Origin of the sequence: Enterococcus sp. AZ020 (genome assembly GCF_050499205.1) — a bacterium.
Taxonomy (GTDB): domain Bacteria; phylum Bacillota; class Bacilli; order Lactobacillales; family Enterococcaceae; genus Enterococcus_L; species Enterococcus_L dunnyi.
The window spans coordinates 857,026-872,286 of the sequence record NZ_JBIPAT010000001.1; the positions used below are offsets into that span (position 1 = coordinate 857,026).

Annotated in this window: 14 protein-coding genes; 5 read left to right on the forward strand and 9 right to left on the reverse strand. The window is 37.7% G+C overall.

From position 1 onward, the window contains the following. Positions 1-62 precede the first annotated feature (62 nt). The 7 genes from infC to opp1B form a co-directional block, all read right to left on the reverse strand. A complete protein-coding gene (gene infC / locus IGI58_RS04110; protein WP_087640931.1) occupies positions 63-584 on the reverse strand; it encodes a translation initiation factor IF-3 in 522 nt (173 codons plus the stop codon). 313 nt (positions 585-897) lie between these two features. Beyond that, a complete protein-coding gene (locus IGI58_RS04115) occupies positions 898-1,698 on the reverse strand; it encodes a Cof-type HAD-IIB family hydrolase (RefSeq protein WP_225533597.1) in 801 nt (266 codons plus the stop codon). Between the two features lie 353 nt (positions 1,699-2,051). After that, positions 2,052-3,164, reverse strand: a complete 1,113-nt coding sequence (locus IGI58_RS04120; protein WP_429954373.1) for an RNA-guided endonuclease TnpB family protein — start codon at positions 3,162-3,164, stop codon at positions 2,052-2,054. A gap of 426 nt (positions 3,165-3,590) precedes the next feature. Beyond that, positions 3,591-4,550 (reverse strand): ABC transporter ATP-binding protein, encoded by a 960-nt coding sequence (locus tag IGI58_RS04125; protein WP_087640928.1) that lies wholly within the window; start codon positions 4,548-4,550, stop codon positions 3,591-3,593. Next, positions 4,550-5,611 (reverse strand): oligopeptide ABC transporter ATP-binding protein Opp1D, encoded by a 1,062-nt coding sequence (opp1D, locus tag IGI58_RS04130; protein WP_429954372.1) that lies wholly within the window; start codon positions 5,609-5,611, stop codon positions 4,550-4,552. The genes IGI58_RS04125 and opp1D overlap by 1 nt, the downstream gene beginning before the upstream one ends. Before the next feature lie 5 nt (positions 5,612-5,616). Beyond that, a complete protein-coding gene (opp3C, locus tag IGI58_RS04135) occupies positions 5,617-6,669 on the reverse strand; it encodes an oligopeptide ABC transporter permease (protein WP_087640926.1) in 1,053 nt (350 codons plus the stop codon). Then, the gene (opp1B, locus tag IGI58_RS04140) at positions 6,669-7,610 is read right to left on the reverse strand and encodes an oligopeptide ABC transporter permease Opp1B (protein ID WP_087640925.1); all 942 of its coding nucleotides are present in this window, start codon (positions 7,608-7,610) and stop codon (positions 6,669-6,671) included. The genes opp3C and opp1B overlap by 1 nt, the downstream gene beginning before the upstream one ends. Before the next feature lie 82 nt (positions 7,611-7,692). Between opp1B and IGI58_RS04145 the strand changes: the two genes are divergently transcribed. After that, positions 7,693-8,040: a DUF3899 domain-containing protein gene (locus tag IGI58_RS04145; RefSeq protein ID WP_087640924.1), complete on the forward strand. Its 348-nt coding sequence runs from the start codon at positions 7,693-7,695 to the stop codon at positions 8,038-8,040. 306 nt (positions 8,041-8,346) lie between these two features. Here IGI58_RS04145 and IGI58_RS04150 read toward each other — a convergent pair whose 3' ends face one another. After that, positions 8,347-10,020, reverse strand: coding sequence for a peptide ABC transporter substrate-binding protein (locus IGI58_RS04150; RefSeq protein ID WP_429954371.1), 1,674 nt, complete (start codon positions 10,018-10,020; stop codon positions 8,347-8,349). Positions 10,021-10,318: 298 nt separating this feature from the next. On the opposite strand from IGI58_RS04150, the gene IGI58_RS04155 reads away from it, so the two are divergent. Continuing rightward, on the forward strand, positions 10,319-11,383 hold the full coding sequence (locus IGI58_RS04155; protein WP_087640922.1) for an FUSC family protein: 1,065 nt from the start codon (positions 10,319-10,321) through the stop codon (positions 11,381-11,383). 35 nt (positions 11,384-11,418) lie between these two features. Continuing rightward, complete coding sequence (locus IGI58_RS04160; protein WP_225533594.1) at positions 11,419-12,051, forward strand: pentapeptide repeat-containing protein; 633 nt, start codon at positions 11,419-11,421, stop codon at positions 12,049-12,051. Between the two features lie 43 nt (positions 12,052-12,094). Here IGI58_RS04160 and IGI58_RS04165 read toward each other — a convergent pair whose 3' ends face one another. Then, complete coding sequence (locus IGI58_RS04165) at positions 12,095-13,027, reverse strand: N-acetylmuramoyl-L-alanine amidase (RefSeq protein ID WP_429954370.1); 933 nt, start codon at positions 13,025-13,027, stop codon at positions 12,095-12,097. A gap of 638 nt (positions 13,028-13,665) precedes the next feature. Here IGI58_RS04165 and IGI58_RS04170 point away from each other — a divergent pair. Next, positions 13,666-13,893: a hypothetical protein gene (locus IGI58_RS04170; protein WP_087640919.1), complete on the forward strand. Its 228-nt coding sequence runs from the start codon at positions 13,666-13,668 to the stop codon at positions 13,891-13,893. Then, positions 13,893-15,251, forward strand: a complete 1,359-nt coding sequence (locus tag IGI58_RS04175; RefSeq protein ID WP_429954369.1) for a tripartite tricarboxylate transporter permease — start codon at positions 13,893-13,895, stop codon at positions 15,249-15,251. Before IGI58_RS04170 ends, IGI58_RS04175 begins: the two co-directional genes overlap by 1 nt. Positions 15,252-15,261 lie beyond the last annotated feature (10 nt).

Sequence of the window (15,261 nt, forward strand, 5' to 3'; positions counted from 1 at the left end):
CCGTTCAACTATTGAACGAGTATCCTCAAAATCTTTTGTTAACTAGTTATCAGCTTTTCAGCTTACTTGTCGTTTTTCGGTGCCAGCGTTAAGAACATGCTGCGTCCGTCCATTTTCGCTTTTTGTTCAACTGTAGCGATATCTGCAGTTTCTTCCGCTAAGCGATCAAGAACTTTCTGACCAATCTCTTTATGGGTAATGGCACGGCCTTTGAAACGGATCGAAGCTTTCACTTTGTCTCCTTTTTCCAAGAACTTGCGTGCATTACGAAGTTTTGTATTAAAGTCATTGACATCGATTGTCGGACTTAAACGAACTTCTTTTACGTTGATCACTTTTTGTTTCTTACGAGCTTCACGCTCTTTCTTTTGCGTTTCGAAACGGAATTTTCCATAATCCATAATTCGCGCAACAGGAGGTTTCGCAGTAGGTGCTACTAGAACTAAATCCAAATTGGCTGTTTCAGCGATTTTTAATGCTTCCACTTTTGTTTTAACACCTAATTGTTCACCGTCTTGTCCGATCAAACGTAACTCGCGTGCACGAATGCCGTCGTTCACCATCATATCCTTTGCTATGGTCATTCACCTCCAAGTTTTTTAAGAGAAAATCAGCGCTGAAACGTTGTTATTCCTTGACGTCCCTGTCATAAAAATGACAATAAAAAACAGGCTCTGTAAACAGATCCCGCGATTTTTCGGACTCATATCTTCTGATATAAGGAATCCTCTTATCAAGCCCAGTGACAATGTCAACTAAGGCGAGAAGCGGGTGCTTCTGCTTTCATTTCTCAACTTTAACAGTATAAACTATCCTACAGTATTTGTCAAACATCTATAAAAAAATTTTAAGGCAGTGTACAAATGTTTCTCTGTTTATACACTGCCTTAAAGACAACTACTTACTTAATAGTTCTTCAATCTTAACTAAAACACCACTTTCGTCATTCGATAGAATAATTTCATTAGCTGCAACCTTAATTTCAGGCTGAGCATTGCTCATTGCAAAACCATGTCCTACATGTTTTAGCATTTCCAAATCATTTCCACTATCACCGAAAGCGGCAATTTCATGATTTTTGATATCCCATAATTGCTGCAGCTGCATTAAACCATGCGCCTTATGGATCCCTGGAATAATCAAATCAACATCCTCATGCCCACTGGAAACAGGCGTCACTTTGTCTCCTAATACTTCATTCAGCTGTTTTAACACTCCCTTAACTTTCTCAGACGGAAAACTCAAGGCAAATTTAAACAGCGTATCCTCTTTTATATCGAATAAATTCGGTACCCTTTTTAAGCGATGATAATATTTACTGCCATATGCGACAAATTCATCCGGCTCCTGCTCACTGACATATGCACTATTTTTCCCACAAAGAATCGTATGTGCGCCCTCTACCTCAGATAAAATAGTAAGAACATCTTTTACACTATCCGGATGAAGCTCTCCGCAGAAAATTTCGTTTCCTTCGCTAATGACATAAGCACCATTTTCTGAAACAAAGGATAACTCATCTGCTATCGTTGGAAAAAAAGATTTTAGCTGATAATATTGATTTCCACTTGCGACTACAAAACGGACATTCTGCTGTTTCATTTTTTGATAGAGATAATCAAATTTTTCTCTATCATATTCTTTCTTGCTGTTCAAAAATGTCCCATCCATATCTACTGCAATCATTTTAATTGTCATTTATTATCTCCCTTTCTTGGATCGCCTGATATCCTCTCAAATCAAGTAGCATCGAACCCCAAAATACAAGCGCTTTCTATTTATTTATGCTGTGTCCGTCTAACTATTTCCTTCCACTATGATTGTACTACACTTTTACCTGCAAATTAAAAAAACTTCGCCAGACTTATTCAAAAGTTAAAAGAATAGGTCTAACAAAGTTCTACTTTTTATTTTTCATCAACTAATAATTAGTGAACTATTTCTATTGAATAGAAATTTCCTAGAAAAAGATAAATGATCGAATCATCGCTGTATCTACCTTATATTCCCTAGGCTAACCCTGTAGTCCCTACAGTTTTTGATAAATGTTTTTAATAGCTTAATCCTTTGTTCAAAACATGGATACTCGCTGCTGTTTCTGGATCAGAAGCTCCTTTTTGTTTGTCGATATCTTCAAGAAATATCTTACTTTGTTTTTTATTTTCTGAATGTTCAGAACATTCATTGCAAGCAGAAACCTTGATCAATCTTTTATTATACCAAGAAGCTTTATATTCTAATTTTGAAACAAACAATGCCCAAGATACATCTGAAATTCCTCGATGAAGTTTTCTATTTCTATAAACTTCTGTTTGATGAATATCTTCAATGCATATGACATCATATTTACGAACGATTTCCGTTGTAATTTTATTCAAAAAATCTGTTCGCTGATTCATTAATTTTTCCCGCATTTTAGCTACCTTCAATTTTTGTTTCTGATAGTTTTTTTGCTGGGATAGTTCTGTACCTTTTATTTTAGCAATTTCTTTACGCCTGACTAGTTTTCTTTCTTCCCGTGCAAGCCGCTGCTCGAATTCTCTGGTGTACTTATCATTATCGATACGTCTACCGTTTGATAGCACCGCAAATTCAGAGGTACCTAATGTGATCCCTATAGCAGAATAGGTTTTCTCTACTTCCGGAACTTCCTCTTCACAAAGGATCGAAATGAAATACTTATGACTAGGTGTTAAAGAAATCGTTGCTGACTTTATTTTTCCTTTTATCGGACGATGCATTTTCACTTTCATCGGCGTTTTTAATTTAGGAACCTTTATACATTTATCATCGATAATTTTGATCGTTCCATTTTGATTGTTGGTCGTATAAGATGAAACAGAATCTTTCTTTTGTTTCAACTTGGGGAAACCCACGCCTTTTTCTCTATGAAATTTTTTAAACGCTCGATCCAGATAAACTTGTGCATTCGCTAAGGCCAAACTATCTACTTCTTTTAAACAAGGATGCTCTTTTTTATATTGAGCAGGTGTCGGTAGTTTGACAGTAAGATCGGGATTTTCTTTCAATGCTTTATAAAGAGTGATCCGATCCTGCAGCAAAAGATTATACACAAGACGAACACAAGAAAAAGTTTTTTTTATAAACTCCTCTTGAGCTGAGGTAGGATAAAGCCGATACTTATAAGCCTTTAAAACCCTCATGAACATACCACCCTACCAATAAAAAGCTGATTGAGCCGGTTAGCTCTGACCGAAAATAGGAAAATACGACTGAGGCGCTCTTTGCCTCATTCTTATTTTATCTTTTTTCTGAAGAGCTGGCTCAAGAAGCTGGATTAGATAAAAAGCTGATTGAGGCGTTCAGCTTTTGAGTAAGTTAGGAAATGACTAAAAAGATGCTCTTTATCTTTTCAGGCATTTATCTACTTACCGAAAAAGTTACCTCAAAAAGCTGGATTAAATAAAAGCTGATCAAGCCGATTAGCTCTGACTGAAAAATAGAAAATATGACTGCTACTTTTTTGCCTCATTTTTATTTTATCTTTTTCAGAACAACTCACCACTTGTTAAAAATCCTAGCTAAGAAAAAAGTATTTTTTCTTAGCTAGTCTTTTCTTTACCAAATGCTTATCCTAGATTCGCTCTGGCTTTTTTCTCTTCAATTTTTTTACGATAGACATCCACTTCGTCTTCCGAGCAATATACGTAATGTTCAGGAGTGATTTCTCTCAATTTACGTTCTTTATTGTCTTCTGGCTGTGGTTTGTAAACGATACGTTTACGTGTGCGTTCATAATCTGGATCTGGTAATGGGATCGCTGATAATAAACTTTCTGTATACGGATGAACGCCAAAGTTATATACATCATCACTTGAGCCCATTTCCAATAATCTACCACTGTGCATCACACCGATTCTATCACTGATATGTTTTACCATTGATAGATCATGAGCGATAAACAGATACGTCAATCCAGCATCTTTTTGCAGATCCTGCAGCAAGTTAACGACCTGTGCCTGAATCGATACATCCAATGCCGAAATCGGCTCATCACAAATGATGAAACGAGGATTCACAGCTAATGCACGGGCAATTCCGATCCGTTGACGCTGACCACCTGAAAACTCATGCGGATAACGTGTGCCGTGACTTGGATCAAGTCCTACGACTTTTAAAAGCTCATTGACCTTCTCTTCACGCTCAGCAGGTGTACTGGCTAAATGATTAATGTCGATTCCTTCAGCAATGATGTCATTGACTTTCATTCTTGGATTCAGTGAAGCATAAGGATCCTGAAAGATCATTTGAACCTCGCGACGGAATTCCTGCATTGCTGATTTTGAATGAATTTTACTGATATCTTCCCCATCAAAAATGATTTCACCATCTGTTGGGTTATATAAGCGAATCACGCTACGACCAGTCGTTGATTTTCCACTACCGGATTCTCCAACTAAACCAAATGTTTCGCCTTCATAGATATGAAAACTAATATCGTCAACCGCTCTGACTTCATCAGGACGGCCCACGTTAAAGTATTGTTTCAAGCCTTTAACATCTAAAAGTACTTTTCTTTTTTCACTCATTACTTAACGCCTCCTGTTGCTGTCTTATGACGTTCAGCATAAATTGCCCAACGTCTAACGATTTCTGCTGGAGGTGTGATTTTTGGTGCTTGTGGCGCCAATAACCATGTCGCAGCTTTATGAGTTGGTGAAACTTCAAAATAAGGCGGCGCTTCTTCTGCATCGATTTTCATTGCGAACTCATTACGCGGATAAAAAGCATCTCCTTTTGGCGGATCCAATAAGTCAGGAGGTGAACCTGGAATCGCATATAGCTTATCTTCTGTTCCTTCCATCGTCGGCATTGAGCCAAGTAAGCCCCACGTATAAGGATGTTGAGGATTATAGAAAATTTCTTCTGATGTCCCAACTTCTACTAAACGTCCGCCATACATTACGGCTACACGATCAGCAACATTGGCAACGACCCCTAGATCATGGGTGATAAAAATGATTGATGTGCTGATTTTTTGTTGTAAGTCTTTTAATAATTCTAAAATTTGTGCTTGGATCGTTACATCCAATGCAGTTGTTGGTTCATCGGCAATCAGAACTTCTGGGTAACAAATCAAAGCGATCGCAATAACGATCCGTTGACGTTGTCCGCCTGAAAATTGGTGAGGATAGTTTTTCAAACGTTTTTCGGCATTTGGAATCCCTACTAATTTCAACAGTTCCAGTGCTTGCTCTAATCCTTCTTTTTTCGATACTTTATTATGCTTGATCAACGATTCAGCTACTTGTTTGCCAATCGGCATCGTCGGATCCAATGACGTCATCGGATCTTGGAAAATCATTGCGATTTCTTTTCCGCGAATCGCTTGCATTTGTTTTTCTGTTTTCTTAACGATATCTTCGCCTTTGAACAGGATTTCTCCATTATCAATGTTTGCATTACTACTCAACAAACGCATGATACTTCTAGTCGTTACTGATTTACCACTACCAGATTCTCCTACGATCGCAAGTGTTTCACCTTTGAACAATTCAAAGCTGACACCGCGAATAGCATTTACTTTTCCAGCAAACGTATCAAAAGAAATCTGTAGGTCTTTTACTTCTAATACTTTTTCCATAGTCATTCACTCTACTCTTTCATCTTAGGATCGAAGGCATCACGTAGACCATCAGCTAGTAAGTTGAAACAAATCATTACTATCGATAGTGTTACGGCAGGAATCCACATTAAATATGGAAGGAAACGGAACGTTTTATATCCTTCATTCAACAAGGTTCCAAGAGAAGCGGTCGGCGGTCTTAATCCTAAACCGATGAAACTTAGAAACGCTTCGAAGAAAATTGCCGACGGGATACTGAACATCATTTGGACGATGATCACGCTAGAAATATTCGGCAAAATATGTTTTACGGCAATCTTCAAACGAGATTCACCTAATGTTTGAGCGGCTAGTACAAATTCTTGGTCTTTCAGCTTCAAGGTCTGTGCCCGAACAATTCTGGCCATTGAAATCCAGTTAGTGATAACCATCGCCAAAACGATCGATAAGATACCTGGATCAAACACTGTCAGCATCAAGATCATTACAACTAAGTTAGGGATTCCTGAAAGAACTTCAAGAATACGCTGCATCACTGTATCGACACGTCCGCCTAATAATCCTGAAATCAAACCATACGTAACACCGATCGTGATATCAAGTAAAGCAGCAATAAAAGCGATCAATAACGAGATACGTGTTCCCATAAACAAACGGCTTAACACATCACGTCCTAATCCATCTGTTCCTAAATAGAAGTTCACATTATCTGGAACATTAGCTTGTGCATACTTATCAACCACTTGTCCAGCTACTGTAGCTGTCCCATTGAAGCCGTTGATGCTATCTAAAAATGGAATGCGTGGCGGTAAATTGATATATGCAACGTTTTGTTGAGTTGGATCATGTGGTGAAACCCAAATCGTAATAATTGAGATAAAGATAATGATCCCTAAAAAGATCAAGGAAACAACAGCAGCTTTATTCTTTTTCAAACGACGCCAAGAATCTTGCAAAAAGCTTAGTGACGGTGTTGCGATTCGTTCCCGCTCTTTTGTTGTTGAAGTATCTAAAGGCTGGAATTCACCAGCAGGAATATTTTTGATTTTATCTGGTACATTGTTTAAATCAACTGTTTGCATTAGCCACGGTCACCTCCTGAAACACGAATTCTTGGATCGATCAATCCATAAAGTAAGTCTACGACTAAAATAACAAATACTAGTAAAGCAGAATATAAAATCGTTACTGCCATGATCGTTGGATAATCATTTGTCATGATCGATTTTACAAACTGTTCCCCGATACCAGGGATCGCGAAGATATTTTCAACAACTAGAGACCCTGTCATCAAACCGACAGCTAAAGGTCCTAATAATGTGATCAATGGAATCAAACTATTTCTAAGTCCATGTCTAACAGCAACTTGCCAACGGCTCAAGCCTTTAGCACGTGCTAATTCTACATAATCACTATGTAATACCTCGACCATTTCCGTTCGAATAAACCTGGCGGAATCTGCCATTGGACTCATAGCTAGTGCAATAGTTGGAAGAATCGTGTAAGCAAAGCCATTCCACATTGCAATTGGCAACACTTTTAATTTCATTGCAAATACATACTGTAACAATACGGCAAAGACGAAGTTAGGAATCGAACGTCCTAAAATAGCCATTAACGTTGCCAATGTATCCACCCAAGTATTTTGGCGCATCGCAGCAATGATCCCTAAAAGAATCCCTACTAATGTACCGAAAATAATCGCTTGTCCACCTAATTGGACGGATGGTCCGATACGGCCTGCTAAAAGTTTTGCTACTGGTTGGTTTTTGAATTGGAATGAGATCCCAAAATCACCGACTAGCAGATTTTTTAAATAAATTCCATATTGAACGATGACTGGTTTATCTAAGCCAGATTGTTTATTCAACATAGCAATTGTTTCTGGACTAAGTTTTTCTTGGTTGGTATAAGGAGTACCTGGTAATAATTGCATCAAGAAAAATGTAATAGTCGCGATCAACCACAATGTGATGATCATAAAAAAGACCCGTTTAAGAAAATATTTTCCAAAACTGTTCAAGAATGACACCTCCGAGATTATTTTGACTTCATCAGCTTTTTTCGATAAAGTAAGGATAGAAAATTTAGATAAGGATGAGCACATGAATAAACTAAAATGGCCTCTCATAACTTCAGCGGTCTCAAGCATCGGTATTTTTACTTACCTATTAATAAAACAGTCATTGACTATCCGTTCCATATCAGATACCTTTTTCATCGTTTCTTTATTCTTTTTAATTATCGGATTGGCCCTTTGGGTCATGTCCTCAGAATTTTTTGATAATTTCCAACGTTTTATGAAAATGCATTTTCGTTTTAAAAAGAAAAATGAACCGAAAGAATTTATCCCACTTTCAGAAATCGGTAAAGCACATCAGCTTTACTGGCTTGAAACAGGCGGTATCTTACTGATCGTCTCTATTGTTTCTTTATTATTTTACTTTTTATAGACAAAGATAGCAAGAGTGAGGAAAATAATTTTCATTGATTCTTGCTCCTTGCTTTTAAATCAAGCTTCTATCGTAACAGGAACTCGATTTCATTAAAAACAAGCCGAGATTCACGAAAATTACAAGAACAGCTGCTAAAGGAACAGTCATGCTCGCGCAAAGAGTATTCGCACGAGCAATCACATCTGTTACTTTCAGCCTCAATGTTTCTTGTCAATTTTCGTGAATCTCTTCTTATTACAATTGGAGGCAGGCATTCAGTCCTGCCTCCATTTTTTGATAAACTCAGCTCAAATGTTTTCAGACTTATTCTGAAATGTATGTCCATTTGAAATCATATTGCGCACCAGCTGGGTGGAAGCCAACATCTTTGACTTTTTCAGCACGTAGATGTGCTTCTGCTTTTTGATAAAGCGGAATGACACCCATGTCGCCCATGATTGTTTTCTCTGCATTGACCATGTCATCCCAACGTTTTTCAGGATCGTTTGCATTGGTTGTAGCAGCAGATTTCACTAATTTATCATATTCAGGGTTGCTATAACGTCCACGGTTATATGGTACGCCTGTTTGGAATAGATCTAAGAAACTACTTGGATCTACATAGTCAGCTCCCCATCCACCGATAACAGCTTTAAAGTCTCCTTTGTTTGAACGATCCAAACGTACAGAGAATGGCACCGGACTAACAGTGACTTTCACGCCATCAAGTGCTTCTTCGATCGCACCTTGTACATATTCAACTGTTTTCTTAGATGAGTCAGCATCAGAAGATAAGATGTCCATTTCCAATGAATCGATCTTCAATTCTTTCTTCGCTTTTTCCCAATATTCTTTGGCTTTCTCTTTATCATATTCTAACTTGTCACCAGCGGCGGCTGTAAAATCTTCTTTTCCATCTGGATCTTTAGCCATATCAGCAGGTACAAGTCCTTTAGGTTCAACTGAGCCATCACCTAAGATATTATCTACTAATGATTTACGGTCGATTGAATAAGAAATTGCTTTTCTTAAGTTTTCGTTTCTATATGGTGAATTTTCATCGATTTGATTCAATTCCATATATTGTGTTGTCGCTTCTTTTTGAATAACTAATGCTGGATCATTAGCTGCTTGTTGTGCAAGCTCACCAGTCAAGATAACATCGTCTGCTTGACCGTCTTGGAATAAGTTATAAGAAGTTGGTGCTTCTTTTACAACATTTGTTTTCACTTCGTCTAACTTCACAGTGTCAGCATCCCAGTAATCTTTGTTTTTCTTGTAAGACCATTCAGTATCAGTACCTGGTCCGTCAAAGTCAGCTAAAACAAATGGTCCGTTATAAACAGCATTGTCGCTATTTGCAGCGTATTCTTTACCATATTTTTCCACAATATCTTTTCTTTGCGGGAAGAATGAAGGGAATGCTAATAGATAATCAAAGTATGGTGTTGCTTTTTCTAAAGTAACTTCTAATTCGTAGTCACCTACTGCTTTGATTCCTAGCTCACCTTTGTCTTTTTTACCTGCTGCGATATCTGCTCCGTTTTTAACAGACTCGAACAAGTAAGCATATTCTGAAGCCGTCGCTGGATCAACTGTACGTTGCCATCCATAAACATAGTCTTCTGCTTTTACAGGTTGACCGTCAGACCATTTCGCATCTTCGTTCAACTTGATTTTGTAAGTAATCCCATCTTCACTGACTTCAGCTTTTTCAGCCGCACCAGCTGGTTGTGGATTATTATCTAAATCCAAGCGATAAATTCCTTCATACACATTATTTAATGCTGTAAAACTGATCGTATCTGTTGCTAGTGATAAATCAGCACTTGGCATTTCTTGTAAAACGTTCACTCGGAATACTTGCTCTCCACTTGGTTTTCCACCAGTTGATGCAGCACTGCCTGAGTCGTCTGTTTTTCCACCATTGCCGCACGCAGCAAGTGATAAACTAAATAAAGTGATGAATCCAAAAGCAAATGACTTCTTTAACTTCATTCTTATTTCCTCCCTAGAAACCCTAAAGTATTTTCTGAAAAATCAGAATTTAATAATTATTTATTGTATCTGAGGTATAGTTTACAATTTTTAAATTAAAAAATCAAGAAAAATCTTATCTTCTCCTCATATTCGCATCATCAAATTATATTTACATTAGAAGAATAATCTTAGAAATAAAGTGAAAAAGCAATTGTCTTCTACTTAAATAGTGTGTTAGATTAATAGAGAGGATATATTTTTTTCAGAACTTCAGAGGTCTGAAAAATGATTATCTGAAGAGTATAGGAGGAATTAGATGGAGAGTTCATCTTTTTTTAAGGAGTTATTAGTAATTCACAAACCACAAAAAGCGCCCTTCCGCCTAGTTGGGGCTGGAATTTGTATGGCGATCCCATTATTTATTGGTTATTTCTCAAATAATTTATTGATTGGCAGTTTTGGTTCTCTAGGTATCTTTACTTTTCTTTATTATCAAACATTGCCTCTTAAGGATTTAATGATTCGTTTAAGTTCTGTAGGTAGTTTTTTACTTTTAGGAAATCTACTAGGAATGCTCAGTACACATATTCCATGGGTCATTCCAATCACGATTGCATCGATTGCTTTTTTAGCTAGGATCATTTTTAGATTGTATGCTATTGCCAAGCCAGGGGCTTTTTTTATTGTCATGGTTACTGCAATGGGCAGCGGAACAAAAATTCCGCTTGATAGGATACCGATCATGATGAGTTACGTGTTCTTGGGCGTGATGACTTCTTTGATAATCGCAGTTATCCTTTATTTTGTTGAAGGTCCTGTTGAAGCGGAGCCTGTAGAGAAGAAGATTTCTTTACAAGAACGGTTGTACACTGATCCTGCTGCGCTTTTAGATGCCTTGCATTATGCTGCAATTTTATTTTTAGCTACTTATATCAGTCAGTCCTTACAGCTGACCAATGCATACTGGATGATCGTTTCCTGTGCAGCTGTTTTACAGGGAGATAATCTACGCGCAATCATGCATCGAAATGTTCAGCGGATTTTCGGCACGATGGTCGGTCTGTTGATCGCAGCTTTACTGTTGAGTATTGCTTTTACAACGCTACAATCGATTTTATTGATCTGCTTTTTCTTTTTGACTGTCGAATTTTTTATTAAACGAAATTATGCGATCGCAAACTTTTTTACAACACCGATGTCGTTACTTTTAGCTAACTTGGCTCGGCATCAATATTTGGTCAGTCTTTTGAATTATCGTTTGATCGGAATTGTTTTAGGCAGTTTACTTGGGCTTTTAGGCGCTTACGTCTTGACGACCTGCTTACGATTTTATAACCGCGCTTATCAGTTAGATGAAAATTTAGATAAAGAAACAGAATAAGTCGATTCTGAATCCTATTTCCGGAGGTTAATCTCATGAAAATAAAAAAACCAACAGCTCCGATCTTACCACAGTTAACGCAAACAGAGTTTATTTCTTTAGATGATGAAATCATTATCGAAGGTTTGGCACTAAAAGAACAAGACCTTAGTTATCAGGATCTTCGTAATTTGGTTTTTAGAGAGTGTCATTTTGATAAATTGACAATGAATCGAAATCATCTAGAACGCTTTGAATGTAGTAATGTTATTTTTGAGCATTGTGATTTTTCGAATACGGAATGGCTCGGGGCAAGTTTCCATCAAGTTCATTTCCGCCGCTGTAAATTGACTGGGACTAACTTCGCAGAGAGTTATCTCCGCGATTGTACATTTGAAGATTGCTTAGCGGACTACGCCTCATTTAGTGCAACAAATCAAAAAGTCGTTCACTTCAATCAAACCAGCTTGAATGATACGGAGTTTGTCGAAGTTGTGTGGAACAATCTTTTATTTGAGGAATGTTCATTGACTGGCAGCAATTGGTTTCATACAAAATTGAAGGAACTCGATTTAAGAAAAAGTACATTTGAAAAAATTGCATTTTCTCAAGAGTTGATCAAGGGATTAAAGGTCACAACAGAGCAGGCAGTGATCATTGCTGCTGGATTAGGATTGAGCATAGAATAAAAAATAAGTAGGCTTCTCAAGATTGAGAAGCCTACTTATTTTTTCAGGCATTTTGCACCATTTGAAAATATTCAGTCAGCCCTTCGATCAATGCCTTTGCCACTTGCATTTGATAGTCATCCGTATTGAATATTTCTAAATCATAATCTGAATTCATATAGCCTAATTCTAGTAATAAGGCTGGTTGAGTATTTTCCCGTAAGACTTGATAATTCCCATAATCGATTCCACGATTTTGTAGTGGCAGAGTTTCAGATAATGACTGATTAACGGCTTCGGCCAAATCAGCATATGCTTCATAATAATAATACGTGGTCGTCCCAGTTGCTTCATTCATGTTTTCTGAAGAATCATAATGCAAACTGATAAAGATATCCGCTTCATTTTGTTGACTGACAGTACAAATATCAGCCAAATCCTCTGCTACGTCATCCTCTCGAGTCAAAATCACTGTACTGCCTTTTTCTTCCAGTGCCGTTTTGATCACCTCTGCCGTTTCTAACGTCACTTCTTTTTCGTAGATCAAACCATTATTACTGATCGCCCCCGTATCATCGCCGCCATGTCCCGGGTTTAAAACGATTGTCGCTCCTTCTAATGAACTAGGGATCTCTTGTTTTGTTCGGGTGATTATCTGACTAGCATTTTTAGAAACATAACCTTCATCACCAGCATTTGTAATTACTTGATACCATTGATTTTCTGTTGCTACTAGTTTTAACAATTCTCCACGATTGATCTCAGCAAGTTCAGTACTTTTTGTTGAAGCTTTGCTGTATAAAATTGCCTCTTTTGAGCCTACTTTCACTATCTCTTCCAAGCTTTCCTCCCCTTCTTCAAGTGACATCGCCAGAGTCTCCACTGATGTGTCTTCTACTGCTGACGGATAGCTTTTCAGTTCTTTTATCCTTTTTAAATAGCCTATTCCTAGTAATACGATGACTATTGATATGACACAGATCATTCGTTTCTTCATTTTTACTCTCCTGTCTTATATGTATGGGTTCCTTAATAAAAAGAGTAAAACTAAAAGCTTAAACCATCCTTAAATTGAAATGGGATGGTGTCGTTTCTAATTTTTTGTTTAAGATGGGTTCAAAAATTTTACTTCATAGGCTTTTTTGGTAAACTAATATAGGTTGAGAATAATTCTCAATTACTTAAAAGTATGGAAAAGCAAGGATGCATATTGATCGGACAAATTTTTGCTGGAAATCATATCGAAAATGTTTGAGCTGATGATGAACATACTAGGGGCCGAATAAAGTGTTGGTCATTTGCTGAGAATCACAACGAAAAGATTTGAGTTGAGGATGAACAGTACAAGACTTTCGCTAGAAAGTGTTGATCATTTATTTTATCTAGCTGCACAGGCTAGCTCTTCGGAAAAAAGATAAATAATGTGTGAGGCAAAAAGCACCTCAATCGATTTTTCCTATTTTCCTGTCAAGGCTGAGCGAGCCTGTTCCGCTTTTATCGTTATCTAGCTGCACAAATCAATCCTTAGGAAAATAGATAAATTGCCAGTGAGACAAAAAGCGTCTCAAAGTCAATTTCCTAATTTTCTACAGGATTAGACGATTTGTTCCGCTTTTATATCAAGGAGGAGATATCATGAAAAAGAATCTTATTGAACTCTGGGGCGACCTGGTCGATTTGAAAGATTTGATTTTGGCAATTGTAATTTGCAGTGTGACAACAATGGGGAGTTTCTTTTTAGCACCTGCAGGAGATACAACGAAGCAATTATTTTTTGGTTTAGGGGGAGCTGTTTTAGGGTTTGTTATCAGTACTGTTTTGATCAAACCGAAGCGAACCGTTATTGAGGAGGAAGAAAATTAATGGATGCAGGATTACTTTTTCAGATGCTTCTAGCCGTTTTAGGAGCAATTGTTTTATATACATTTATTGGGTTCGTTCCGGGAACGGACGAAACTTCTGTTTTGATGCCAGTTACTTTGGCTGTTGTTTTAGCAGGCGTAGAGCCGATAGTCGTACTGACCTTTTTCATTTCTGCGATCATCACATTGAATTTGATGAATGCGATCCCTACAGCTCTTGTCGGATTGCCTGGCGGTGTGATGTCGACACCAATGATCGAGCATGCCTTATATTTGAAAGAACGCGGGATGGCGGCAACTAGTATTAAAAAGATGGCTACAGGTTCGATCATCGGAACAGCTATCGCTATTCCAGTCAGCCTGCTTTTAGCAAATATTTTGGCGCCTTTTTCAGATTCGGTGAAAGAATATGCACCCTTATTATTTGTATTTGGTGCGATCTTTCTATCATTGATAGGAAAAAATAAATTATTGGCTTTGATCAGCATCATCCCTTTAGGACTTTTATTTCAAGGCTTGCGTTATCTTTATTGGGGAATTGGTGCCGTACCCCAAGAGAAAAATGTCACTGTTTCTTTCTTCTTAGGGATCACGATCGGACCATTGCTCGTTTCTTTATTAGGATTATTAAACAGACAGAGCCGAGAAGCATTACCGAGACATGATAAAAATGAGATTCGTTTGAATAAAGTCGATGAGCGGCAAACACTAGCCCATCCGCTTCAAACGATCACAAAAAAAGAAGCAGGAACAAGTGCTGTGGTTTCTTTACTTTCAAATTTTCTATTCTTTTTAAGTCCTGTCGGATTAACGATTCTATTTGGTGAAGCTGTAGCAAATAAGGAAAAAGACCCCGTAAAAAAAGCTAGCATGGCTATCACTTCTATGAGTGCATTGTCTCATGCAACCTATCTATCAGGGGTGATCATTCCCTTGATCGCTTTAGGGATTCCATTGTCTCCAGTCGCTGTAGGCCCCGCCAATGCTCTATTCAATGCGCCGCCCGTTTTTACTTTAGAGCATAATATTCATCATTTACTAAGCAAAGGTGAGTTTGTTTTTGCAATTGTATTTGCCGGTGTTTTAGCTTCGATCATCACGTACTTTATTGCAATGAGATATGCTCGTCAAATGACCGCATTCGTTTTGAAAAAGATCCCTCATGAAGCAATTCTTGGCCTATTTATAGGTTTTATTTTATTGCTGGCTTACATGGATGCTGGTTTGATCAATATTTTCGGTGTTTTACTGGTAGGGATCGTTTGTGGTACTCTTAATAAGATGGGCGTCAATTATGGCGTTCAATTCATGATCTTGTATGCCGCACCTTGGATCACTACACATTTAATTTTTAAATAGAAGGATAGTT